This window comes from Curtobacterium sp. AC268 (assembly GCF_979258745.1).
Genome location: NZ_OZ409878.1, coordinates 429,420 through 452,598, shown reverse-complemented (window position 1 = coordinate 452,598; position 23,179 = coordinate 429,420). Strand labels below are relative to the sequence as shown.

20 protein-coding genes are annotated in these 23,179 nt (G+C 73.8%); 11 read left to right on the top strand and 9 right to left on the bottom strand.

Annotation, left to right across the window (positions count from 1 at the left end; translation table 11 throughout):
• Nucleotides 1-51 precede the first annotated feature (51 nt).
• The 5 genes from ACZZ9K_RS02190 (at nt 52) to ACZZ9K_RS02170 (ending at nt 5,195) form a co-directional block, all read left to right on the top strand.
• Nucleotides 52-1,053 carry a glycosyltransferase gene (locus ACZZ9K_RS02190; protein WP_463443232.1) on the top strand — a complete coding sequence of 334 codons (1,002 nt, stop codon included), beginning with the start codon at nt 52-54 and terminating at the stop codon, nt 1,051-1,053.
• Nucleotides 1,050-2,378, top strand: a complete 1,329-nt coding sequence (locus ACZZ9K_RS02185; RefSeq protein WP_463443231.1) for a glycosyltransferase — start codon at nt 1,050-1,052, stop codon at nt 2,376-2,378. Before ACZZ9K_RS02190 ends, ACZZ9K_RS02185 begins: the two co-directional genes overlap by 4 nt.
• Complete coding sequence (locus ACZZ9K_RS02180) at nt 2,375-2,998, top strand: D-sedoheptulose-7-phosphate isomerase (RefSeq protein ID WP_138803320.1); 624 nt, start codon at nt 2,375-2,377, stop codon at nt 2,996-2,998. Before ACZZ9K_RS02185 ends, ACZZ9K_RS02180 begins: the two co-directional genes overlap by 4 nt.
• On the top strand, nt 2,995-4,428 hold the full coding sequence (locus ACZZ9K_RS02175; protein WP_463443230.1) for a PfkB family carbohydrate kinase: 1,434 nt from the start codon (nt 2,995-2,997) through the stop codon (nt 4,426-4,428). Before ACZZ9K_RS02180 ends, ACZZ9K_RS02175 begins: the two co-directional genes overlap by 4 nt.
• Before the next feature lie 62 nt (nt 4,429-4,490).
• A complete protein-coding gene (locus tag ACZZ9K_RS02170) occupies nt 4,491-5,195 on the top strand; it encodes an SDR family oxidoreductase (protein ID WP_027465581.1) in 705 nt (234 codons plus the stop codon).
• A gap of 880 nt (nt 5,196-6,075) precedes the next feature.
• Here ACZZ9K_RS02170 and ACZZ9K_RS02165 read toward each other — a convergent pair.
• Nucleotides 6,076-7,164, bottom strand: coding sequence for a glycosyltransferase family 9 protein (locus ACZZ9K_RS02165; RefSeq protein ID WP_463443229.1), 1,089 nt, complete (start codon nt 7,162-7,164; stop codon nt 6,076-6,078).
• A 134-nt stretch (nt 7,165-7,298) separates the two neighbouring features.
• On the opposite strand from ACZZ9K_RS02165, the gene ACZZ9K_RS02160 reads away from it, so the two are divergent.
• From ACZZ9K_RS02160 to ACZZ9K_RS02135, 6 genes are all read left to right on the top strand, one after another.
• Nucleotides 7,299-8,831, top strand: coding sequence for an aldehyde dehydrogenase family protein (locus ACZZ9K_RS02160; protein ID WP_463443228.1), 1,533 nt, complete (start codon nt 7,299-7,301; stop codon nt 8,829-8,831).
• Entirely contained in the window at nt 8,828-10,321 is a 1,494-nt protein-coding gene (gene rfaE2, locus ACZZ9K_RS02155) for a D-glycero-beta-D-manno-heptose 1-phosphate adenylyltransferase (protein WP_463443227.1), read from the top strand. The genes ACZZ9K_RS02160 and rfaE2 overlap by 4 nt, the downstream gene beginning before the upstream one ends.
• Nucleotides 10,318-11,202 (top strand): glycosyltransferase family 2 protein, encoded by an 885-nt coding sequence (locus ACZZ9K_RS02150; protein ID WP_463443226.1) that lies wholly within the window; start codon nt 10,318-10,320, stop codon nt 11,200-11,202. Before rfaE2 ends, ACZZ9K_RS02150 begins: the two co-directional genes overlap by 4 nt.
• 93 nt (nt 11,203-11,295) lie before the next feature.
• A complete protein-coding gene (locus ACZZ9K_RS02145; protein WP_463443225.1) occupies nt 11,296-11,988 on the top strand; it encodes a DedA family protein in 693 nt (230 codons plus the stop codon).
• A complete protein-coding gene (locus ACZZ9K_RS02140; RefSeq protein ID WP_463443224.1) occupies nt 11,985-13,232 on the top strand; it encodes a sensor histidine kinase in 1,248 nt (415 codons plus the stop codon). Before ACZZ9K_RS02145 ends, ACZZ9K_RS02140 begins: the two co-directional genes overlap by 4 nt.
• Entirely contained in the window at nt 13,229-13,891 is a 663-nt protein-coding gene (locus ACZZ9K_RS02135; RefSeq protein ID WP_463443223.1) for a response regulator, read from the top strand. The genes ACZZ9K_RS02140 and ACZZ9K_RS02135 overlap by 4 nt, the downstream gene beginning before the upstream one ends.
• An 86-nt stretch (nt 13,892-13,977) precedes the next feature.
• Here ACZZ9K_RS02135 and ACZZ9K_RS02130 read toward each other — a convergent pair whose 3' ends face one another.
• From ACZZ9K_RS02130 to ACZZ9K_RS02095, 8 genes are all read right to left on the bottom strand, one after another.
• Nucleotides 13,978-14,481 carry a Dps family protein gene (locus ACZZ9K_RS02130; protein ID WP_463443222.1) on the bottom strand — a complete coding sequence of 168 codons (504 nt, stop codon included), beginning with the start codon at nt 14,479-14,481 and terminating at the stop codon, nt 13,978-13,980.
• Between the two features lie 123 nt (nt 14,482-14,604).
• Complete coding sequence (locus ACZZ9K_RS02125; RefSeq protein WP_071244660.1) at nt 14,605-15,027, bottom strand: SIP domain-containing protein; 423 nt, start codon at nt 15,025-15,027, stop codon at nt 14,605-14,607.
• Nucleotides 15,028-15,056: 29 nt separating this feature from the next.
• Nucleotides 15,057-15,704: a TetR/AcrR family transcriptional regulator gene (locus ACZZ9K_RS02120; protein WP_412168487.1), complete on the bottom strand. Its 648-nt coding sequence runs from the start codon at nt 15,702-15,704 to the stop codon at nt 15,057-15,059.
• On the bottom strand, nt 15,701-17,797 hold the full coding sequence (locus ACZZ9K_RS02115) for a CocE/NonD family hydrolase (RefSeq protein WP_463443221.1): 2,097 nt from the start codon (nt 17,795-17,797) through the stop codon (nt 15,701-15,703). Before ACZZ9K_RS02115 ends, ACZZ9K_RS02120 begins: the two co-directional genes overlap by 4 nt.
• Nucleotides 17,794-19,581, bottom strand: a complete 1,788-nt coding sequence (locus ACZZ9K_RS02110) for a dipeptide ABC transporter ATP-binding protein (RefSeq protein ID WP_463443220.1) — start codon at nt 19,579-19,581, stop codon at nt 17,794-17,796. The genes ACZZ9K_RS02115 and ACZZ9K_RS02110 overlap by 4 nt, the downstream gene beginning before the upstream one ends.
• Nucleotides 19,578-20,465 (bottom strand): ABC transporter permease, encoded by an 888-nt coding sequence (locus tag ACZZ9K_RS02105; protein ID WP_138803310.1) that lies wholly within the window; start codon nt 20,463-20,465, stop codon nt 19,578-19,580. The genes ACZZ9K_RS02110 and ACZZ9K_RS02105 overlap by 4 nt, the downstream gene beginning before the upstream one ends.
• Nucleotides 20,462-21,490: an ABC transporter permease gene (locus ACZZ9K_RS02100; RefSeq protein ID WP_071244655.1), complete on the bottom strand. Its 1,029-nt coding sequence runs from the start codon at nt 21,488-21,490 to the stop codon at nt 20,462-20,464. The genes ACZZ9K_RS02105 and ACZZ9K_RS02100 overlap by 4 nt, the downstream gene beginning before the upstream one ends.
• Nucleotides 21,487-23,088 (bottom strand): ABC transporter substrate-binding protein, encoded by a 1,602-nt coding sequence (locus ACZZ9K_RS02095; RefSeq protein WP_463443219.1) that lies wholly within the window; start codon nt 23,086-23,088, stop codon nt 21,487-21,489. Before ACZZ9K_RS02095 ends, ACZZ9K_RS02100 begins: the two co-directional genes overlap by 4 nt.
• Nucleotides 23,089-23,179 lie beyond the last annotated feature (91 nt).

Sequence of the window (23,179 nt, the reverse complement as noted above, 5' to 3'; positions counted from 1 at the left end):
CTCCGGCAGCGTCGGGGAGCGAGACCATCGACACCGACCGGAAGGCCCTGCATGCGGATCCTCGTGTGGCACGTGCACGGCGGCTGGATGGACGCCTTCGTCCGCGGCCCCCACGAGTACCTCATCCCGACCACCCCGGCGCGCGACGCCTGGGGACTCGGCCGCGGTGGGCGCGACTGGCCGGACTCCGCGATCGAGATCGACCCGGCCGACGTCGCCGAGGCCGAGGTCGACGTGGTCGTGCTGCAACGCACCGAGGAGCTCGAGGAAGCCCGTCGTCTGCTCGGTGGCCGCGACGTACCGATCGTCTTCGTGGAGCACAACGCGCCCCGGGTCGACGTGCCGAACAGCCTGCACCCGATGCGCGACCGCGACGACCTGACGATCGCGCACGTGACGCACTGGAACGCCCTGATGTGGGACTGCGGCACCACCCGGACCACCGTCGTCGAGCACGGCGTCGTCGACCCCGGCCCGCTGTACAGCGGTGCGCTCGAACGCCTCGGCGTCGTCATCAACGAACCCGTCCGGCGCAACCGTGTCGTCGGCACCGACCTGCTCCCCCGCTTCGCCGAGGTCGCCCCGGTCGACGTCTGGGGCATCGGCACCGAGCGGCTGCCGGAGCTCGGCTTCGGCGACCGCGTGGTCGCGCAGGGCGACGTGCAGGCCGACCCCATGCACGCGGCCCTGGCCGAACGGCGGGCCTACGTGCACCCGAACCGCTGGACCTCGCTCGGCCTGTCCCTCATCGAGTCGATGCACATGGCCATGCCGGTCCTGGTGCTCGCGACGACGGACGCGGCCCGCACGGTCCCGGGTGAGGCCGGGGCGATCGCGACCGACGTCGAGGAGCTGGTGCGGGCCTCCAGGCTGCTGCTGGAGGACCCGGACGAGGCGCGTCGACGGGGACTCGTGGCGCGGGAGGCCGTGCTCGCACGGCACGCGCTCGGTCGGTTCCTGGCCGACTGGGACGACCTGCTCGACGACGCCGTCGCGCGCGGTGCGCGACGGAACCGTGCGGCGGGAGCCGCGGTCGAAGGGAGCCTCGGATGAAGATCGCCATGGTGTCCGAGCACGCGAGTCCGCTCGCCGTGCTCGGCGGGGTCGACGCCGGTGGGCAGAACGTCCACGTCGCCGAACTGTCCGGTGCGCTGGCCGACCGCGGCCACCACGTGACCGTCTACACGCGGCGCGACGACGCGTCGCAGCCCGTCCGTGTGCCCCTGCGCCCCGGTGTGGACGTCGTGCACGTCGACGCCGGTCCCGCGCGTGCCGTGCCGAAGGACGAGCTGTTCCCGTTCATGGGGACGTTCGCGTCGGTGCTCGCCGCCGAGTGGTTCCTCGACCGTCCCGACGTGGTGCACGCGCACTTCTGGATGTCGGGCCACGCCGCGCTCGACGCGGTGACGCAGGTGCAGGCCCGGACCGGTGGGGTGCGGATCCCGGTGGTGCAGACCTTCCACGCCCTGGGGGTCGTGAAGCGTCGGCACCAGGGTTCCGCGGACACCAGCCCGGCCGAGCGCGAGTGGGTCGAACCCGCCGTCGGCCGGAGCGTCGACCAGGTCGTCGCGACCTGCTCGGACGAGGCGTTCGAGCTCAAGGCCCTCGGCGTCCCGCTGCACCGCATCTCCGTGGTGCCGTGCGGCGTCGACGTGTCGCTCTTCCGTCCGGACGGCTCCGTCGAAGAGCGCGACCGTCCGCTCCGGGTGCTCACCGCCTCACGGCTCGTGCAGCGGAAGGGCGTCGGGACGACGATCGCCGCTCTCGCCGCGCTGGTCGAACAGGGCCGTGACGTCGAGCTCGTCGTCGTGGGCGGTGCCGGTGTCGCCGGTGCCGACCTGGTGGACGACCCCGAGTACCAGCGCCTCGACACCCTCGCCCGGTCGCTCGGCGTGCGCGACCACGTGACCTTCCGCGGGCAGCTCGGGCAGCACGACATGCCCGCCGTCTACCGCAGCGCCGACGTCGTCGTCTGCGCCCCCTGGTACGAGCCGTTCGGCATCGTGCCACTCGAGGCGATGGCCTGCGGCCGCCCGGTGGTCGCGTCGAGCGTCGGCGGGCTCTTCGACACCGTCGTCGAGGACGCCACCGGCCTGCACGTGCCGCCGCGCGACGAGACCGCGGTCGCCGAGGCCGTCGGCGCACTGCTCGACGACCCGGAGCGCCGCGAGGCGTACGGCCGTGCCGGTCGACAGCGCGCCGAGTCCCGCTACACCTGGCAGAAGGTCGCGGCCGACAGCGAACGCGTCTACGAGCGCCTGCTCGCCGGCGCGACCTCGTCCACCAGTACCACCGGGCCCGCCGCCGGCCGCTCGCGCACCACCCACGCCGGCCGGGTCACCCGCGCCGCGCAGCCGACGGAGAGGACCGCACGATGACCATCGACCAGCAGACCGGGCTCGAGGACCGCGCCGTCACCGACAGCGCCCGCGTCGTCGTCGACCACGTCGCGGCGTCGGTCCCCGTGATCGCCTCCCTCGTCGACCACCGGGACCACATCGCCGAGTGGGCGGACGACATCGCCGGGCGGCTCGTCGCCGGACGTCGGCTGCTCGCCGCGGGCAACGGCGGCTCGGCTGCCGAGGCGCAGCACCTGACGTCCGAGCTCACCGGCCGCTTCGAGGGCGACCGACCGGCGTACTCGGCCATCTCGCTGCACGCCGAGACCTCCGCCGTGACCGCCATCGGGAACGACTACGGCTACGACCAGGTGTTCGCGCGGCAGGTGTCCGCGCACGCCCGTGCCGGTGACGTCCTCGTGCTGCTGTCGACGAGCGGCAAGAGCCCGAACCTGCTGCGGGCCGCCGAGGCCGCACGTGCCGTGGGTGCCCGCTCCCTCGCGCTGACCGGCCCCGGACCGAACCCGCTCGCCGACCTGGTCGACGACGCGATCTGCATCGAGGGGCCGTCCGCCAACGTGCAGGAGGCGCAGCTCGTCCTGGTGCACGCGCTCTGCAAGGCGATGGAGCCGACGCTGCGTCGCGGGGGCCGTCGATGAGCGGGCCCGCTGCCGTCGCACCGCGTCCCGGTGCTGCCGGTGGCCGTGCCGCCGGACCGCGCTTCCGCATCGCCGTCGTCGGGGACACCCTGCTCGACGTCGACGTGTCCGGCACGAGCGAGCGCCTGAGCCCCGACGCCCCCGTCCCCGTGGTGGACGTCGCCACCGACGACCGCCGTGCCGGTGGCGCCGGACTCGTCGCGACGATGCTCGCCCGCGACGGCCACGACGTCACCCTGGTCACCGTCCTGAGCGACGACGGCCGTGCCCAGGAGATCCGTGACCTGCTGCCCGACGTCACGATCGTCGCCGGGCCGTCCGGGGTCCCCACCCCCGTGAAGACCCGCGTGCGCGTCGTCGACCACGCCCTCGTCCGGATCGACGAGGGCTGCGCGACCCCGCCCGTGCCCGAGGCCACCGACGCGATGACCGCTGCCCTCGACGGCGTCGACGCGATCGTCGTCGCCGACTACGGCCGCGGGGTCGCCGCTGCCCCGGCAGTCCGTGACGCCCTCACCCGTGCGGCCGAGCGCCTGCCGGTGGTCTGGGACCCGCACCCCAAGGGCGCCGCCCCCGTCCCCGGCACCACAGTCGCCACCCCGAACGCTGCCGAAGCGCGACGTTTCACCGACGTCGAGGGACGCGGTGTGCCCTTCGCGACCGTCGCCGCCGCCCGGCTCGTGGAGCAGTGGCAGGCCGGCGCCGTCGCGGTCACGATGGGTGACCGCGGTGCGCTGCTCGCCGACGCCCAGGGCGACAGCCGCTTCGTGCCCGCTCCGTCCGTCAGCGCCGGGGACCCCTGCGGTGCCGGCGACCGGCTCGCCGCGGGCGTCGCCGTCGCACTGGCGTCCGGCGCGGACGTCCCCGAGGCCGTCTCCGCCGGTGTGGTCGCCGCGTCCGAGTACCTGGCCGCCGGCGGCGTCACCGCGCTCTTCGCCGATGACGGCCCCGCGCCGCTCGCCGTGCCCGGGGCCGACCGGGACGCCATGCGCCTGGTGCACGACGTCCGGAGCGCCGGCGGCACCGTCGTCGCGACCGGGGGCTGCTTCGACCTGCTGCACGCCGGGCACGCCCGCACCCTGTCGGCCGCCCGTGCACTCGGCGACTGCCTGGTCGTGTGCCTCAACTCGGACTCGTCGGTCCGCACACTGAAGGGCCCGGACCGGCCGATCATGACCCAGGACGACCGGGTCGAGCTGCTCCTGGCACTCGACTGCGTCGACGCCGTCGTGGTGTTCGACGAATCCACCCCCGACGAGGCCCTGCGCCGCTTCCGCCCGGACGTCTGGGCGAAGGGTGGCGACTACACCGCGAGCGAACTGCCCGAGACGGCGACCCTCGCCGAGTGGGGCGGCCGCGTCGTCACCGTGCCGTTCCACCCGGGCCGCTCGACCACCCGGCTCGCCGCCGCGATCGAACGCGTCGGCTGAGCGTCCGCTCGCCGCTCCACCCAAGCTCAACCACTTCCCGCACCACTACGCAAAGGACATCCATGCCCGTCCCCACCACCCCCATCGGCCGCGTCCTCGTCACCGGCGGCGCCTCTGGACTCGGCGCCGCCGTCGTGGCCGCCGTCACCGAGGCCGGCGGCACCCCGATCGTCCTCGACCTGCGGATCGACGCCGTCCCCGAGGGCGTCGACGCCGTCGCCGTGGACGTCTCGGACACCGACGCCGTCGAGCAGGCGGTCCGTGACGCCGCCGAGCGGCACGGTGGCCTCGACGCCGTCGTCACCGCCGCGGGCATCGACACGCCCGCCCCGATCGACGCGATCTCGTCCGGCAAGTGGGAGCAGATCGTCGGCGTCAACCTGATCGGCACCGCCTCGACCGTGCGCGCCGCCCTGCCCGCCCTCGAGGCCACACACGGCCGCGTCGTCACCATCTCCTCGTCGCTCGCCCTGCGCGGCGTCGGCGACGGGACCGCGTACTCGGCGTCGAAGTTCGGCGTCCGCGGGTTCTCGCAGGCGCTGGCCGCCGAGACCGCCGGTCGCATCGGCGTGACCAACATCATCCCCGCCGGGATGCGCACGAACTTCTTCGCCGACCGGACCGAACAGTACAAGCCGGGCCCGGACGCGCAGCTCATCGAGCCGGAGTACGTCGCGAACTCGATCATCTTCGCGTTGTCGCAGCCGGCCGGCTGCGAGATCCGCGAGCTGTCGATCATGCCCGCGACGGAGCCGAGCTGGCCGTAGCCGCTCGCCGCTGACGGACGGGAGGCGCGGTGCCGGCTGGCACCGCGCCTCCCGTGTGTCCGTTCGTGCACGGTGCGCGGTGCGTCGCCTGGTGCAGCGTTGACGGTTGGGTGCGCGCTTGCAGCGCCGCACGCAGCGGGCAACCGCGCACGGGGTGACGGCGTGCGCACGGTGCGGCCGGGAGGCGCGTTGCGGGCTGGCAGCGGGCCTCCCGTCCGTCGTCCGGTCGCGTTCCGTGCAGGGTGCGCGGTGCGTCGCCTGGTGCAGCGTTGACTGCTGGGTGCGTGCTTACAGCGCCGCACGCAGCGGTGAACCTCGCACGGGGCGACGGCGTGCGCACGGTGCGGCCGGGAGGCGCGGTGCCGGCTGGCAGCGGGCCTCCCGTCCGGCGTCCGGTCGCGTTCCGTGCACGTTGCGCGGTGCGTCGCCTGGTGCAGCGTTGACGGTTGGGTGCGCGCTTCCAGCGCCGCACGCAGCGGTGAACCTCGCACGGGGTGGCGGCGTGCGCACGGTGCGGCGGGGAGGCGCGTTGCCGGCTGGCACCGCGCCTCCCGTCCGTCGTCCGGTCGCGTTCCGTGCACGGTGCGCGGTGCGTCGCCTGGTGCAGCGTTGACGGTTGGGTGCGCGCTTTCAGCGCCGCACGCAGCGGGCAACCGCGCACTGGGTGACGGCGTGCGCACGGTGCGGCCGGGAGGCGCGTTGCGGGCTGGCAGCGGGCCTCCCGTCCGTCGTCCGGTCGCGTTCCGTGCAGGGTGCGCGGTGCGTCGCCTGGTGCAGCGTTGACGGTTGGGTGCGCGCTTTCAGCGCCGCACGCAGCGGGCAACCGCGCACGGGGCGACGGCGCGCGCACGAGACCGAAGCTCGCACGGTGCGGGGCTCGTCAGACCGTGCGGAGCAGGTCCTCGACGTCGGCGAGGACGGCCTCCGGCTCGACCTGGTCCACGTAGGACGGGTCGTGCTCGCACCGCTCGGCGGTCCAGCCGACCTGGGTCACGTCGACGCCGCAGACCGGGCACTGCGTCACGAAGGACAGGCGCACCCGGTGCCGACTGCGGTCGAACGGCCCGGCGTTGATCACGTTGCCGAACCAGAACACCCCGACGGTCGGGGTGCCGACGGCGACGGCGAGGTGCCGCGGGCCGGAGTCGTCGCCGACCATGACGTCGGCGGCGGCGAGGACGTCGGGCAGTTCACGCAGGGGCAGTGAGCCGGTGAGGTCGTGCACGCGTCCCCGCAGCTCGGGCGGCAGTGACGCGACGATGGCGGACGATGCCGGCACGTCCGAGTCGTCACCCACGAGCACCACGTCGCCACCGGCGGCGAGCCGGGCACGGGCGACCTCGGCGAAGCGCGAGGGGCTCCAGCGGCGACGCGGGTCGGTGGCGCCGGGGTGGATCGCGACGAGTCGTCCCCGGACGCCGAGGCGCTGCCGGACCCCGGCCCGCGCGGCCTCGGGCACGTGCAGTCGGGGGTCGAGGGTGACCGGTTCGGCGCCGGCGAGCGAGGCCACCTCGAGCGCCCGGACGACCTCGTGCTGGTAGTAGACGTAGCGGACCCAGCGCTCCAGCAACTCGGCGTCCTCGGTGGCCGTGCCCACGGTGTGACGGGCGCCGAGCCGGAGCAGGAACGGGTTCGAGTTGCGGCCACCGCCGTGCACCTGCACCGCGAGGTCGAAGCGCCCGTGCAGCCGGTCGAAGAAGTCCTGCTCGGTCGGTGCGCCCTCGCCGGAGTCCCGGACGCCGGGGACGACGGGGAGCTCCTCGAAGGCGTGGACGGCGTCGGTACGACCCTCGAGCACCGGCCGCGCCGACGGTGCCCCGAGCAACGTGATCCGGGCTCCTGGGTACGCGGCGGCCAGGGCCTCGACCGCCGGGAGGGCGAACATCAGGTCGCCCAGTCCCCCACCGCGGAGCACCGCGATCTCGCCGACACCGTCGAACCGTTCTCCGCCCACACCGATCTGTTGCACAGCTCCACGTCTACCGGTCGGACCCGTCCGGACGCCCAGCAGCGGACCCGGATGGACGAGAAGCGCGATGCCGTGACCGCACACAGCGGAGCACGAGCACCGTGTGAGGCCCCGCCCGCCTCCGGAAGGACCCCATGACGATCGCACCCCCCGCCGCCGACGACCTCGTGGTGACCGACCCCGTGAACGGATCGATCGCGTCCACCGTGCACCGCTCGACCGAGGACGACGTCCGCAACGCCGTCGCCCGTGCCCGTGCCGCTGCCGGTGCCTGGGCCCGCACCGCGCCGGCCGAGCGCGGTGCACTGCTGCACGCCGCGGCCGAGCACCTCCGTGCGCACGCGCAGGAGCTGGCGGACCTGAACACCCGCGAGACCGGCAAGGTGCCCGGCGACGCCCTCGGTGGGGTCGAGGCCGGCATCGGCACGCTCGTGCAGTACGCCGAGCTCGGGCCGGTGCACCGCGGTGAGGCCCTGCGCGGGCAGTTCGGTGCCGCCGACTGGTCGGTACCGCACCCGCGCGGCGTGGTGCTCGCCCTGACGCCGTGGAACGACCCGGTCGCCGTGGCCTGCGGGATCCTCGGAGCAGCGATCGTCACCGGCAACACCGTCGTGCACAAGGGCAGCGAACGGTGCCCCGCGACTTTCGCCCGGCTCAACGCGCTCCTCGCCGAGATCCTGCCGGACGGCGTGCTCATCGGCGTCGACGGCGACGCGACCACCGGCGAGCAGCTCCTGGCGCAGGAGGGCATCGACGTCTACGCGCACGTCGGGTCGACCGCGACCGGTGACCGCCTGAGCGAGGTCGCCGCGACCACCCGCGCCCACGTCATCCGCGAGAACGGCGGCAACGACCCCGTCGTCGTCGACGCCGACGTCGACCCGGAGTGGGCTGCCGCACAGGTCGCCCTCGGCGCCTTCGCGAACACCGGCCAGATCTGCACCAGCGTCGAGCGGGTGTACGTGCACCAGGACGTCGCCGAGCCCTTCGTCGCCGCGCTGGTCGCCGAGGCGGAGCGCCGCACGGCCGCACCCGCCGCCGAGTTCGGGCCGCTCGTGGACGACCGGCTGCGCGATCTCGTGCAGCGCCACGTCGACGACGCGATCGCCGGCGGTGCCGTCGCCCGGACCGGCGGCGTCACGCCCGGCGGGCTCGGATCGTTCTACCCGGCGACCGTCCTGACCGACTGCACGGACGACATGCTCGTGCTGACCGAGGAGACCTTCGGCCCGATCGCCCCGGTGCGCGTCGTGTCGGACTTCGCGGAGGGCCTCCGGCTCGCCGCGGCCGACCGCTACGGCCTCGCAGCCACCGTGCTGACGAACGACACCGCACACGCGCTCCGTGCCGCGGCCGAGCTGCCCGTCGGCACCGTCAAGGTGAACGCCGTGTTCGGTGGCGCTCCGGGCGGCAGCGCCCAGCCCCGCGGTGCCTCGGGCGCCGGGTTCGGGTACGGCCCGCACCTGCTCGACGAGATGACGACCACGACGGTGGTGCACCTCGAGGCCGCGCCGCCGCGCCGTACCGTCGAGCCGTCGACCGCAGCCGCCGGCAGCACCGCAGCCACCAGCAGCACCGGCACCGCAGCAGGCGCCACCGGCCCCGCAGCCGCAGCCGCTGCCGGCGCCACCGCCGGCAGCGCCGACACCGTGGGAGGCACCCGATGACCGCCGACGTCCGGCTGGTCCGTGACCTCGTCGCCACGATCGACGACCGCGAGCCCCTCGTCGTCGTCATCGGCGACTGCATCCTCGACCGCTGGACGGTCGGCGAGGCCGAGCGGGTCTCCCGCGAGGCCCCGGCCCCCGTCGTCCGCGTCACCGAGACCATCGCGGTGCCGGGCGGCGCGGCGAACACGGCCGTGAACGCCCGTGCCCTGGGCGCCCGGGTCCGCATGGTGGGGCTCATCGGTGACGACGAGGCCGGTGACGTCCTGCGCCAGCGACTCGAGGCAGCCGGCGTCGACACGTCGTTCCTGGTCGAGATCCCCGGCGCCCGCACCACGACGAAGTCGCGCGTGGTCGGCGGTGACCGCGTCGTGGTCCGGGTCGACGAGCTGGCCGCGACCCCGACCGCAGAACACGGCGAACGCCTCGCCCGCTCCGTGGCCCGTGCCATCCGGTGCGCCGACGCCGCCGTCGTGTGCGACTACGGCCTGGGCGTCCGCCCCGAGGACGTCGTGCCCATGCTCGACCGTGACCGCCCCGGCGCCGTCGTCGTCGACGCGCACGACCTGACCCGCTGGGCCGCGCTGCACCCCGACCTCGTCACGCCGAACGCCGGTGAGACCGCCGCACTGCTCGGCACGGAGCTCGGCACCGGTGCCGACCGCGTCGGCACCGTCGTCGCAGCCCGTGCCGACGTGCTCGCCCGCAGTGGCGCCCGGGCCGCGGTGGTCACGCTCGACCGCGACGGCACCGTGCTGCTCGAGCCCGGCTCCGACCAGGGGTTCCGCACGCGAGCGACGCCCGCCTCGGAGCAGCAGGCCTCCGGCGCCGGTGACACCTTCTGCGCCGCCGCGACCGTCGCCCTCGCCGTGCAGGCACCCCTGCGCGACGCCGTCGCGGTCGCCCAGGCCGCTGCCGACGTCGTCGTCCGCGAGGCCGGCACGTCCGTCTGCGCCGCCGCCGCCCTGCTCGACTCGGTGACCGCGCCTACGGCGACGGTCGTCGACCACGACGAGCTCGCCACCGCGGTCGAGGCCGCACGGCAGGCCGGCCGACGCGTGGTCTTCACGAACGGCTGCTTCGACGTCGTGCACCGCGGACACACCACGTACCTGCGCCAGGCCCGTGACCTGGGCGACCTGCTCGTCGTCGCCCTGAACGACGACGACTCGGTGCGCCGGCTGAAGGGCCCGGAGCGGCCGATCAACCCGGCCGAGGACCGCGCCGGAGTCCTCGCCGCGCTGGCCTGCGTCGACCTGGTCACGGTGTTCGCGACGGACACCCCCATCCCGCTCATCGAACGGCTGCGCCCCGAGGTCTACGTCAAGGGCGGGGACTACTCCCCCGAGATGCTGACCGAGACCGAGGTCGTGCGCGGCTACGGCGGTGAGGTCGTCATGGTCGACTACGTGCCCGAGCACTCCACCAGCGCCGTCGTGCGCCGGATCCGCGAAGCCGCTGCGCGGCCCGAACCGGACCCGGCACCGTGACCGCCCGCTGGTCCGGGTCCTGGGCGAAGGCCCCCGATCCAGCGGACACGAGCACGGTCGACGTCGACGTGCTCATCCCGACCGTCGGCAGGCCGGCCGAGCTCGCCACGACGCTCGCCGGCCTCGCCGCCCAGACCGACGTCGACCTGCGCGTCGTGCTGAGCGACCAGTCCGCGGACGGAGACGCCGCCAGCGCGCCGGCGGTCGCCGCGATGCTCCGCGTCCTGGAGGCGCAGGGCCGGCCCGTCACGCTCCTCACCCACCCGGAACGGCGTGGCCTGGCAGAGCACCGGCAGTTCCTGCTCGACCACGCAGAGGCCGCCGCGGTGCTGTTCCTCGACGACGACGTCTGGCTCGAGCCGGGGTCGATCGCGCGGATGCTCGAGGCGCTCCGTCCCCTGGGCTGCGGGTTCGTCGGCAGCGCCGTGCAGGGCCTGTCGTACCTGCAGGACCGACGCCCCCACGAGACCTCGGTGTTCGAGCGGTGGGACGGCCCGGTCGTGCCCGAGGTGGTGCGCCGCGGGACCCCCGGCTTCGACCGCTGGTCGCTGCACAACGCCGCGAACCCGACGCACGTCGCCGCCGACCTCGACCTGCACCCCGGCGAGTGGGTGCCCTACCGCGTCGCGTGGGTCGGCGCCTGCGCGCTGTACGACCGTCGTGCGATCGAGGAGGTCGGGGGCTTCCGGTTCTGGGACACCCTGCCGCCCGAGCACGCCGGCGAGGACGTCGTCGCGCAGTGGCGGGTGATGGAACGGTTCGGCGGCGCGGGCATCATGCCCTCGGGTGCCGTGCACCTGGAGGCCCCGACCACCGTCGTCGACCGCCGGGTGGACGCGCCCGACGTGGTCTTCGCGGACGGGAACGTCATACCGCGGTAGGGGGTGGTCGAGACCACCGCGGGATGGCCGGCGCGCTCCGGCTCCGTAGCGTCGTCCTCGTCGACGAGTTCCGTCGGCGGGAGGGAGCACCCCGTGTTCGACCAGATCACCCCGCTCGTCGTCGAGCTGGCCGCGAGTCCGCTCGTCTACGTCGTCCTCTTCGCCCTGTGCCTGGTGGACGGCTTCTTCCCGCCGGTGCCGAGCGAATCCGCCCTGGTCGCGATCGCCGCCGTCGCCGCGACGTCCGGACAGCCCGTGCTCGCCGTGGTGCTCGCCGCCGCCGCCCTCGGAGCGATCGCCGGCGACTCGATCGCGTACTGGATCGGGCGCCGGATCGGGTTCGCCCGGCTGGCCCGGTCGAAGCGACCACGGATCGCGGCGGCCTTCGCGTTCGCCGAGCGGCAGATGCAGCGCCGCTCCGCCAGCCTCATCCTGACCGGGCGCTTCATCCCGGTCGGCCGGGTCGCGGTCAACATGACCGCCGGCGCGACCGGCCTGCCCTACCGCCGGTTCCTCGCGATCAGCGCGATCGCGGGGCTGGCGTGGTCGGCGGTGTCGATCGGCATCGCCCTGGCCGCGTCGAGCGTGCTGCACGAACCGATCGTCGCGGCCCTGGTGTCGATGGTGGTCGCCGCCGGGCTCGGGATCGCGGTCGACCGGGTGCTCGGTACCATCAGCCGCAGGCGCGAAGCCCGCGCGGCCCGCGCTGCTGCTGCTGCCGCTGCCGCCCCCGCCCCCGCCCCCGAACCCTGCCTCGTCCGAACCGGAGAGACCGCCCGCCCGTGACCGCCGTCCCGAAGCCCCGACCCGCCTGGGTCCGGCCTGCCGTGCAGATCGGCTTCGTCGTCGTCGTGGTGTCCCTGTTCGCCGTCGCCGCACCCGTGACCGCCGTGTTCTACGGCGTCCCCGTGCCGCTCGCGCTGCTCGCGGCCGCCGTGCTGTCGGCGAGCATCGGGCTCGCACCGCTCGTCCCCCGCACGGCGTCGGTCGCGCACCTCGTCGCCCTCGCCGGCCTCGGCATCCTGACGGCACCCGGCACCGTCGGGCCCTGGCCGGTCTCGGTCACGAGCATCATCGGCCTGAGCGTGCTGCTCGTCGTGCTGGGCGTCCGCACCACCTGGCTGCTCACCGCGGTGGTCTGGGTCGCGGCGACGCTGCTCACCCTGCTGCTCATCGGCGTGACGCCCGACCGGTGGGGGCAGGTCGACGTCTGGGCGACGAGCTTCGTGGTGAGTGCCGGCGACACCCTCGTCGTGGCGGCCGCCGCGGTGGTCATCGGGCAGCGCCGGACCGTGCGCGAGGAGCTCGCCGCCGCCCGCCGCGACACCGAGCTCGAGCAGGCCCGACGCCGGGCGGTCGAGGAGCGCTCCCGGATCGCCCGTGAGCTCCACGACGTCGTCGCCCACAGCATGTCCGTCGTGCACATGCAGGCCGAGTCCGCCCCGTACCGCGTCGCGGACCTGCCGCCGGAGGCACGCACCGAGTTCGCCGCGATCGCCGAGACCTCGCGCACGGCCCTGCGGGAGATGCGGCAGCTGCTCGGCACCCTGCGCGGTGACGCCGACGCCGAGCGTGCGCCGCAGCCGCGGCTCGCCGACCTGCACGCGCTCGTGCAGGCCACCCGCGCGGCCGGCATCCCCGTCGAGCTCCGACTCGACGAGGGGCTCGACCCAGACCTCGACGACGTCGACCGGCTCGCACAGCTCACCGTGTACCGGGTCGTGCAGGAGGCGCTCGGCAACGTGGCCCGGCACGCGCCCGGTGCGACCACCGTCGTGACGGTCGGGAGGCACGGGTCGACCCTCACGGTCGAGGTCGCCAACACCGCGCCACCGGTCGGCAGCGTGCCCGGTGCGCCGCCGGACGACGGTGGCTTCGGCCTGGCGGGGATGCGCGAGCGCGTCGCCGCGCTCCGCGGCACGATCGACCACGGGCCGGACCCGGACGGTGGCTTCCGGGTTGCCGTGCGCCTGCCCACCCGGCCCGCCACGACCACGTCGCAGCCGACGCCTGACGGGGCGAGCCGATGACGCGGGTGATGGTGGTCGACGACCAGCAGATGTTCCGTGCCGGACTGCGAGCGATCCTCCAGGCCCAGGACGACGTCGAGGTCGTCGGCGAGGCCGCGAACGGGGCCGAGGCGGTCGTGATGGCGATCCGGCTCCGGCCGGAGGTGATCCTGATGGACGTCCGGATGCCGGAGCTCGACGGGATCGAGGCGACCCGGCGGATCACCGCGGCGCCCGCGGAGTCGCCCGTCCGCGTGGTGATGCTCACGACGTTCGACATCGACGACTACGTGTTCGACGCGCTCCGTGCCGGGGCGAGCGGGTTCCTGCTCAAGGACGCGAGCGCCGAGGAGCTCGTGCATGCCGTGCGGACCATCGCAGCCGGCGACTCCCTGCTCGCACCGAGGGTGACCCGGCACCTCGTCGAGGCCTTCGTCGCCGGTCCGCAGCCGACGACCCCGCGGACCGAGGTGCTCGACGTGCTGACCGACCGGGAGCGCGACGTGTTCCTGCTGATGGCGCGGGGGCGGTCGAACGGCGAGATCGCGGCGGAGCTGTTCATCGCCGAACAGACCGTGAAGACCCACGTCGGCCGGGTCCTGGCGAAGCTGCAGCTGCGGGACCGGGTGCACGCCGTCGTGCTGGCCTACGAGAGCGGTCTGGTCACGCCGTCCGCGTGAGGTGCGGGCCCGAGACGTGACCGCAGACGGACAGGAGGCCCGGTGCCAGCTGGCACCGGGCCTCCTGTCAGAGGTGTGGTCGCGACTCAGGCGGCGAGGTGCGCCTGCAGGAACCAGCGGTCCTTGGTCAGCGCGCGCTCGATCTCGATCGCGACGTCCTGGCTGTTGAGGTCGACCTCGTCGAGGCCGTCGACCGCACGGCGGACCTGCAGCAGCGCGGCGTCGATCTGGGCGATCACCTCGGTGATGGTGACGTCCGAGTTCTGGAAGCCCTGCGACAGCGGCGGCAGGGTGGTGTTCGCGGCGACGGTCGCGATGCGCGAGTCGACCGGCAGGCCCAGGGCGACGATGCGCTCCGCAGCCTTGTCCGCGTAGTCCTGCGCGTGCTCGACGATCTCGTCGAGGAGCTCGTGCACGCCGACGAAGTTGCGGCCACGGACGTGCCAGTGGGCCTGCTTGCCGTTCACGACGAGCGCCTCGAGGTCGATGACGACGGGGGCGAGGAACTGCGCGACCCCGGCTGCGAGCTCCGGCGTGGTCGAGAACGGGGACGTGGTGCTGGGGGTGGTGGTGGTGCTCTGCGTGGTCATGTCGTTTCCTCCTCCGTCGTGGCTGCACCTGCGTGCCTGGCCCTGTCCGGGCCGGCGCGGTGCTGCCGATGGTCACAACCATGCCCGCCTCTCTTGCATGCCGCAAGGAAGAGCAGGCTGCCCTTACCCGCCGTACTCGACCTGGACCTGCTGGCCGGCGTCGGTGAGTTCGAGCTGCACCATCGACCGTGCGCGCTCGATCCACGGGCTGTCCGCGCACCCGATCCAGACCGAGGTGCGGGGCTCGCAGCCCGTCACGCACCATTCGGCGGCCCAGCCGGTCAGGGCGTGTGCGAGGGCTTCGCCGTGGTCCGCGAAGACCAGCGGGGCGACGGCCGAGCTGCGGGCGCTCCGGACCAGCCAGGTCACGGTGACGCGCGGCGGAGCCGGCAGGATGCGGATCTGCTCGTCGAGGGCGACCTCGACGAAGACCTGCCCGTACGCGTTCTCGGGGAGTTCCTCGAGCTGGCGGTGGATCTCGACGAGGTCCTCGGCACCGCCCGCGATGAGGATGCGTTCGCTGGGCTGTCGCCGGGTCCGTGCCATGTGGCAACGGTAAGGGAAGCCTTACCTCATCACAAGGGGGAACGACCGGTTCCGGCGATGTCCACAGCGGGCACACCGAGTTCGTGCGACAGGAACCGCCACATCCACGACAGGGCGACCGTGTTCGTCAGCCCCGGGACGCCCTGGGCGATCTGCGTCGCGACGCCGTCGCTGTACGCGGCGAGCTGCAGCGCGACGGTGTCGGCGTCGACCGCGTGGCGGAACACCCCGCTGTCCACCCCGCGCCGGATGACCCGCACCAGGCACGCCTCCCAGACGCGGATGCGTTCGGCGTACTCGGCCGCGACCTCGGGCCGCCGGACCACCGCGGTCCAGTAGTCGGACCAGATCCGCCAGTGCTGCCGGACCTGCTCGGTGTCGCCGAACAGCGGGGCGACGAGCATCCGAAGCCCCACCAGCACGTCGGGTTCGGCGTCGACCGCTGCGACGATGGCGCCGTAGAAGCGCTCCGTCTCGAGCACCACGACCTCGTTGAGGATCTCCGCGACGCTGCCGAAGTGGTACGTCACGGTGCCGACGGAGACGCCGGCCTCGGCCGCGATGTCGCGCAGCCCGGTGGCGCCGACGCCGTTCCGGACGATCACCGCGCGGGCAGCCTCGACGATCATCGCGCGTCGGACCTCCGGCCGCTGCCGGACCCGTGCGGCCGCGGTCACGCCGACGTCCGTGGGACGTCGTCGACGAAGGTCCGCTCGGTGACGAGCACCTCGGCTTCGTCGGGTCCGCCGTCGCGGGCCCAGGCGCGCACGGTGTTGACGACGTGGAAGGTCTGGGCGTCGGCGGTGACCTCGGAGGTCGTCTCGAGGCGCGCGGCCCACTCCGGCTTCGCCAGCCCGATGGCCCAACGGGAACTCGCCCGTGCGCTGGTCGGGTCGTCGGAGCGGATCCGGTACGTCTCGCGGGCGTCCTCGGTGAACACGAGGCCGTCCGGGTAGACCCGCCCGCCGCCGTACCCGGGGTCGACGTCGAGCGTCCACTCCCCCGTCTCGACGTCGTGCGTCACCGTGCGCTGCGGCAGCGGGTCGGCCGGCGCGACGCGCTCGATCACGAGGGGCTCGGACCGTTCGGGCTCGGCGAAGACCACCCCGTCGTCGGTCGACCGGGTCCAGGTGGGCAGGGTGACGCTCGAGGCGGTCGGGTCGATCGTCACCGTGGCCTCGACGCCGTGCGGCCACACCCACGGCCAGTAGGACGACGAGACCGCGATGCGCAGCCGGTGTCCGGCGGCGAAGCGGTGCCCGGTCGACACCAGGCGCACGGGCAGTTCGGCGGGCGTCCCGGGCACGAGCACGTCGTCGCGGTCCATGCCGTCGCGCTTCGCGGCGTTCAGCACCCCGCGGGTGACGAGCGTCGACGAGCCGTCCGGTGCGACGTCGCAGAGCCGGACGGTCAGGGTGACCCGGGGCGCATCGCTCGCGACGGACAACCGCACGAGCACGTTGCCGAGCAGGTCGAACGCCTTGCCGACGGGCAGGTCGAAGGTGACCGACCGGCCGTCCTCGGCGCGCTGGTCCGGCGGCAGGTCGGTGGCGTTGCCGAACGGGAAGAACCGACCGGCGTCCACCCCGGTGTGCTGCGGCGACCGCACGACGACCGGTCCGAGGTCACCGCCCCGCAGCGCGGCGAGGGGCAGGACGCGCTCGTGGGTCGCGACGGAGGGCCACGCCTCGGCACCGATCCAGCGACCGCGTCGACCGGCGTAGTACGGCGCGGGGGCTTCGCCCTCGTTGATCCAGGCCCGAAGTGCGGGGTCGTCCTCGACGCCGGTGTCGACCCCGAGCAGCCAGCGGTCCCACCACCGCAGGGTCTCCTGCAGGAACCCGATCGACGGACCCGGCGCGAGGCCACGGTCCGGGTACTGGTGCGACCACGGGCCGACGATGCCCTTCACGGGGGCGCTGACGTGGTCGACGAGCCGGAGCACGGCGTCCCGGTAGGGGTCCGCCCAGCCACCGACCGCGAGCACCGCGGCGCGGATGCCGTCGTAGTCCTCGGCCGCGCTGCCGTGCCGCCAGTAGTCGTCACGTTCCTGGTGCGCCAGCCACACGGGCGTCATCGGGCGGTTCGCCTCGAGGCGTTCCCGCCAGCGGTCGATCCACCCGGCGCCGACGACCTCGGGCCGGGGCGGCCGGGAGTTGAAGGCGAACATGGTCGCGCCCCAGGCCGCCATGTCGATGCCGAGCACGGCGCCGCCGACGTAGTGCACGTCGTTGTCGTACCGGTCGTCCGTCGAGCAGACCGTCACGATGGCCTTGAGCGCGGCGGGTGCCCGGGCCGCGAGCTGCAGCGCGTTGAAGCCGCCCCACGAGATGCCGAACATGCCGACGGCGCCGGTCGACCACGGCTGCTCGGCGAGCCAGGCGATCACGGCCTCGCCGTCGAGCAGCTCCTGCTCGCTGTACTCGTCGTCGAAGAACCCGTCGGACGAACCGGTGCCGCGGATGTCGACCCGCACCGAGGCGTACCCGTGCTGGGCGTACCAGGGGTGCCGCTCCGAGTCGCGCGGTGCGGTCCAGTCGTCGAGCCGGTACGGCAGGTACTCGAGCAGCACCGGCGTCGGGCCGCCGGGGTCACCCGGCTGCGTCGGCGACTGCGACGGCGCCCAGATCCGGGCGTGCAGCCGCACACCGTCGGGCATCGGGATCCACTCGTCGCGGACCGTCACGCCCGCGGGCAGCGAGCCGGGGTCGCCGATGGCGGTGAAGGTGGCGGCGGCGGTGCCGTGGTCGGTGCCGTCGTCGGTGCTCATGCGTCCTCCCAGTTGCGGGTGCGGTGTCCGTCGCCGTGGTCGGTCCAGCCGTCGGCGTGCCGCCAGCGCTGCACCCCGTCACCGACGTCGGGCAGGGTCGTGCTGCCGGGTTCGAGGGTCGCCGCGAGCAGCGTCGACGTGTACGGGTGGTTCGGGCCGGTGAACACCCGCTCGGTCGGTCCGATCTCGACGATCCGGCCACCGGTCATCACCGCGACCCGGTCCGCCACGCCCCGCACCACCGCGAGGTCGTGGCTGATGAACAGGCAGGCGAGGCCCCGCTCGCGCTGCAGGTCGGCCAGCAGCGCGAGGATCCCCGCCTGCACCTGCACGTCGAGCGCCGTGGTGATCTCGTCGGCGATCACGAGCGACGGCTCCGCCGCCAGTGCGCGCGCGATCCCGACGCGCTGGCGCTGCCCACCGGACAGCTGCGCGGGCAGGCGGTCGGCGAACTCCGGCCCGAGCCCGACCTGGCTGAGCAGGGCGCCCACGCGCTCGCGCGAGGACGAGCCGCTGAACAGCCGGAGCGGCCTCGCGACGGCTGCACCCACGGTGCGCCGCGGGTTGAGCGACGTGTCCGCGTTCTGGAACACGAGCTGCACCGCGCGCCGCAGGTCGGGCGCGCGGCCGGCGATCGGCTCGCGCAGGTCGCCGCGGGTCGTGCCGTCGTCGTACGTGAACGTCCCCGACTCGGCCGGCACCAGGCCGGCCAGCGCCGTCGCGAGCGTCGACTTGCCGCTGCCGGACTCGCCCACGACGGCGAGCGTCTCGTGCGCGGCGATCGTGAACGAGACGCCGTCGACGGCGGCCGGCAGGCCGCGGCCGTACCGGATCACCAGGTCGTCCGCGGTCACCACGGGGCGGGCGGCGCGCTCGGGAGGCGCGGTGCCGGCGGCCGTGGCGGCGACCGTCTCCGGGGCGGTCGCGTCCTCGGGCACGTGCCCCGATCCTCCAGGCCGGCGCCCGTCCGGCACCGCGGCAAGCAGGGCGCGCGTGTACTCGTGCTGCGGAGCGGCGAAGAGCGCCGCCGTGGCGGCGTGCTCGACGACCTCGCCGTCGCGCATCACGGCGATCTCGTCCGCCATGGCGGACACCACCCCGAGATCGTGGCTGACGAGCAGGACGGCCATGCCGAGCTGCCGACCGAGGTCGGCGACCAGGTCGAGGACCGCGGCCTGCGTGACGACGTCGAGGGCGGTGGTCGGTTCGTCGAGGACGAGCACGCGCGGCCGGGCGGCGACGGCCATCGCGATCGCGATGCGCTGCTGCTGGCCGCCGGACAACTGGTGCGGGTAGCGGCGGACGATCGCGTCGGGGTCCGGCAGCCGGACCAGCCGGACCAGCTCGGCGACGCGTTCGGGGCCGTCGGGCTCGCCGTGGGCGCGGAGGGCCTCGCGGATCTGCTCGCCGACGCGCATCGACGGGGTGAGTGCCTGTCCGGCGTTCTGGGCGACGACCGAGGCGGTGCCGCCGCGGAGCGCCCGGCGGCCGGCCGGCGACAGGGCGAAGACGTCGGCGCCGTCGACGCGGACCGTCCCGCCGTCGATCGCCGACCCGGCGCGCAGGTGTGCGAGGAGCGTCCTCGCGACGGTGGACTTGCCGCTGCCGGACTCGCCGACCAGGCCGAGGGTCCGACCGGCCTCGATCGCGAACGAGACACCCCGGACGACGGGCACGCGTCGCTTGCCGGCGGCGTACGAGATGGACAGGTCGTCGACGCGGACGATCGCGTCGGGCACGGTCGTCGTCGCGGCGGACGTCGTGCCGGTGTCGGTGCGGGTCATGCGCTGACTCCCTGCTTGGCACGGTCGACGCCGAGCGACTTGCTCAGGCCGTCGGCCGCGAGGTTCAGTCCGATCACCAGCGTGGCGAGTGCCACGATCGGGGCGAGGGTGCCGAGCGGCACCACGGTGAGCGCGGTGCGGTTCTCCTGCACCATCAGGCCCCAGTCCGGGGTCGGTGGGTTCGCGCCGAAGCCCAGGAAGGACAGCGACGCGACGAGCAGCACGATCCACGAGGCCCGCATCGCGTACTCGACGAGCACGACGTCGAGCACGTTCGGCAGGATCTCGCGGAACACGATCGACAGCGGCCGCTCGCCCCGGGCGCGGGCCGCGGTGACGTAGTCCTGGGTGATCACGGTGCGGGCGGCGCCGCGGACGACACGGGTCACCGCGGGGGCGTAGACGACCGTGACGGCGAGGACGATGACCCAGAGGCCGGCGTCGAAGACCGTCACGACGACCAGGAGCGCGAGGATCGACGGCACGCTGAGCAGGGCGTCGACGACGCGCATGACGACCTCGTCGAACCAGTTGTCGGCGTAGGCCGTGACGCAGCCGAGCACGGTGCCGACCGCGACGGCGATCGTCGTGGCGAGGAAGGTCACGGACAGCGCGTACCGGCCGCCGTTCAGGGTGCGGGAGAGCACGTCCCGGCCGTACTGGTCGGTGCCGAGCCAGTGCGTCCACGTCGGACCGGCGAGCACGTCGCCGGCGTTCGTGGCGACCGGGTCGTGCCCGGCGATGACCGGCGCGAGCAGGGCGAGGACGACGTGCAGGGCGATGAGGCCGAGGCCGATGCTCAGCGCCGTCGACCCGCGCAGGGGTGCGAGCGCGCCGGCGAGCACGTCGCGTCGGACGCGGCGGCGGGGTGCGGTGGCGGTCATGCGGCGGCCTTCCTGGTGCTGCGGGCGCTGCGGGTGCGCGTGCGCGGTCGTCGCTGGCGGGTCCGCAGCTTCGGGTCGAGTGCGAGCGCGACGAGGTCAGCGGCCAGGTTGCACACGACGTAGATCAGGGCGCTCAGCAGGGCGATCGCCTCGATGGTGGGCAGGTCGCGGTTGAACACCGACTCGAGCATGAGCTTGCCCATCCCCGGGTAGTTGAAGACGTTCTCGACCACCACGACACCGCCGAGCAGCCACGCGACGTTGAGCGCGACGACGTTCAGCGTCGGGAGCAGGGCGCTCGGGACCGCGTGCTTCCAGACCACCCTGCGCATCGTCAGGCCCTTGAGCTCGGCCGTCGTGACGAACTCCGACGCCATCACGTCGATGGTCGACGAGCGGGCCGTCCGCACGATGTAGGCGGCCATCGCGAGGGTCAGCACGATGATCGGCAGCCAGATCGTGGGCAGCAGCTCGGCGACGGTGGCGTCGCTCCCCCGCAGCACGACGGCGGGGAAGACCGGCAGGCCGATCGCGAACAGCAGCACCAGGACGGTGGCGACCATGAACTCCGGCACGCTCATCACGACCAGGCTGACGATCGAGATCACCCTGTCGCTCGGACGGCCGCGGCGGACACCGGCGACGACACCGAGCGTCAGGGACACCGTGACGCCGACGAGCATCGCGGGCACGGCGATGAGCATGCTGTTCCGGAAGGCCGTGAACAGCGTCGGGGCGACCGGTTCGCCGCTGACGAGCGAGGTGCCGAAGTCGCCGTGCACCGCGCCGCCGAGCCACTGCAGGTAGCGGAGCCAGACGTTCTGGTCGAGGCCGAGGGTCTCGCGCAGCTGCTTGACGGCGTCGGGGGTGGCGTTCTGCCCGAGCAGCTGCTGGGCGACGTCACCGGGGAGCGCCTGCACCGCGAGGAACACGAACAGCGAGGCGAGCACCACGGTCAGCACGGCGATGCCGACCCGGCGGAGGACGGGGACGAGGACGTCCGACGGCGTGTTCGTGGTCGTCATCGGCGCAGTCCGATCCGCAGGTAGTCGAACTCGAAGCCGTACTCCGAGTAGTTCACGACGTCGCGGGACAACCCCACGAGCCGGTCGCCGAACATCGGCGTCATGTCGGCACCGTCCTCGACGACGAGCCGCTGGGCGTCCTGGTACAGGGTGAGCCGCTTGGCGTCGTCCATCTCGGCGCGGGCGTCGTCGAGCAGCCCGTCGAAGGTCTCGTTCGACCAGGCGCTCTCGTTGTACGACGACCCCGAGCGGAAGATCTGGTTGAGCAGCTGGTCGATCGGCCGCCCCGTGAACCAGTAGCTCACCATGAGCGGCTTCTGCATCCAGATCTGCGTGTAGTACGAGTCCGAGCTGGCGTTGCGGACGGTCAGACGGATCCCCGCGTCGGCGACGGCGTCGCGGTAGGCGACGGCCATCGGGGTGAACACCGACTCGTAGCTCGACGTGTAGATCGCGGCGCGGAAGTCCGCACGCCCGGCCTGCTTGAGCAGCGCCCGGGCCTTGTCCGGGTCGTACTCGCGGTGGTCGTCGACGAACGCGGCGAGCTGCGGCGGCACGGGGTTGTCCCAGCCTGCCGAACCGGTGCCCTGCAGGGCGGTGTCGACGATCTTCCGGGGGTCGTAGGCGAGCTTCATCGCCTGGCGCACCCGCGGGTCGCTGAACTCGTCGCTCGTGGCGAGCATCGGGATCGTGTACCACTGGGCGTTCTTCGACCGGGCGACGGTGGCGCGGTCGGACGCCGACACCACCCGGGCGGTCGCGAAGTCCAGGTTCGTCTGCGAGATGAGGTCGATCTGCCCGGCGAGCAGGGCGTTCACCCGCGCGGTGGTGTCCTGGATCGAGTAGAAGTCGATGCCGTCGAGCGCCGGGCGGCCGGCGAAGTGGTCCGGGAACGCCTCGACGCTGCCGGCACCGGCAGGGGTGAACGACGACAGCCGGAACGGCCCCGTCCCGATCCCGGTGCGGCCGATGTCGGCGATGGCGTCGGCCGGCACGATGTAGCACTGGTAGGCGGTGAGCAGCGACGGGAACTCGGCGTTCGGCTTCGTCAGCGAGAAGCGCAGCGTGTACGGGTCGACGGCGCGCATCGAGTCGGCGTCCATGACCTCGCCGAGCACCCCGGCCTGCGGGCTGCCGGTCTTCTCGTCGAGGATGTGCCGGATGCTCGCGATGGCGTCGTCGGCGGTGAACCGGGACCCGTCGTGGAAGACCACGCCCCGGCGGAGCGCGAAGGTCCACTCGGTGCCGTCGGCGTTCGCGGACCACTCCTCGGCCAGGTCCGGCACCGGGGTGCCCTGCTGGTCGAGCTTGACGAGCCGGTTGTACAGCGCGCCGAGGTACTCGTAGGCCGACAGCGAGCTCGCGGAGTCGAGGGTCTCGGCGGCCGAGGCGGCGGGCCGTGCGATGCGCAGGCGTCCGCCACGACGGGCGACGCCGGTGGCCGCGGCCTCGGGGATCGTGGGCGTGCCGGCGGACGCGCCGGAGCTGCACCCGGCGAGGGTGAGCAGGCCGAGGCCGGCCAGACCGGCGGCGCCGGTGATGAGCGCTCGACGGCTCGGACCGTGGGCGTCTCGGGGTTCGGGGACGATGGGCTGCATTCGGGGTGACCCCTCCTGTAATCGTTCCGGTGAACGATAGAGGTCCCGCGCCGATCCCCCAAGCCCGCTCCTGACGCGTGGGTCGCCACCG

Bases quoted from the DNA above. Each gene is read 5' to 3' on its own strand.
- ACZZ9K_RS02185 (WP_463443231.1), top strand. From the start codon at position 1,050: ATGAAGATCGCCATGGTGTCCGAGCACGCGAGTCCGCTCGCCGTGCTC.
- ACZZ9K_RS02105 (WP_138803310.1), bottom strand. From the start codon at position 20,465: ATGACCGCCACCGCACCCCGCCGCCGCGTCCGACGCGACGTGCTCGCC.
- ACZZ9K_RS02110 (WP_463443220.1), bottom strand. From the start codon at position 19,581: ATGACCCGCACCGACACCGGCACGACGTCCGCCGCGACGACGACCGTG.
- ACZZ9K_RS02175 (WP_463443230.1), top strand. From the start codon at position 2,995: ATGAGCGGGCCCGCTGCCGTCGCACCGCGTCCCGGTGCTGCCGGTGGC.
- ACZZ9K_RS02170 (WP_027465581.1), top strand. From the start codon at position 4,491: ATGCCCGTCCCCACCACCCCCATCGGCCGCGTCCTCGTCACCGGCGGC.
- ACZZ9K_RS02130 (WP_463443222.1), bottom strand. From the start codon at position 14,481: ATGACCACGCAGAGCACCACCACCACCCCCAGCACCACGTCCCCGTTC.
- ACZZ9K_RS02190 (WP_463443232.1), top strand. From the start codon at position 52: ATGCGGATCCTCGTGTGGCACGTGCACGGCGGCTGGATGGACGCCTTC.
- ACZZ9K_RS02135 (WP_463443223.1), top strand. From the start codon at position 13,229: ATGACGCGGGTGATGGTGGTCGACGACCAGCAGATGTTCCGTGCCGGA.
- ACZZ9K_RS02095 (WP_463443219.1), bottom strand. From the start codon at position 23,088: ATGCAGCCCATCGTCCCCGAACCCCGAGACGCCCACGGTCCGAGCCGT.
- ACZZ9K_RS02125 (WP_071244660.1), bottom strand. From the start codon at position 15,027: ATGGCACGGACCCGGCGACAGCCCAGCGAACGCATCCTCATCGCGGGC.
- ACZZ9K_RS02180 (WP_138803320.1), top strand. From the start codon at position 2,375: ATGACCATCGACCAGCAGACCGGGCTCGAGGACCGCGCCGTCACCGAC.
- ACZZ9K_RS02115 (WP_463443221.1), bottom strand. From the start codon at position 17,797: ATGAGCACCGACGACGGCACCGACCACGGCACCGCCGCCGCCACCTTC.
- ACZZ9K_RS02160 (WP_463443228.1), top strand. From the start codon at position 7,299: ATGACGATCGCACCCCCCGCCGCCGACGACCTCGTGGTGACCGACCCC.
- rfaE2 (WP_463443227.1), top strand. From the start codon at position 8,828: ATGACCGCCGACGTCCGGCTGGTCCGTGACCTCGTCGCCACGATCGAC.
- ACZZ9K_RS02100 (WP_071244655.1), bottom strand. From the start codon at position 21,490: ATGACGACCACGAACACGCCGTCGGACGTCCTCGTCCCCGTCCTCCGC.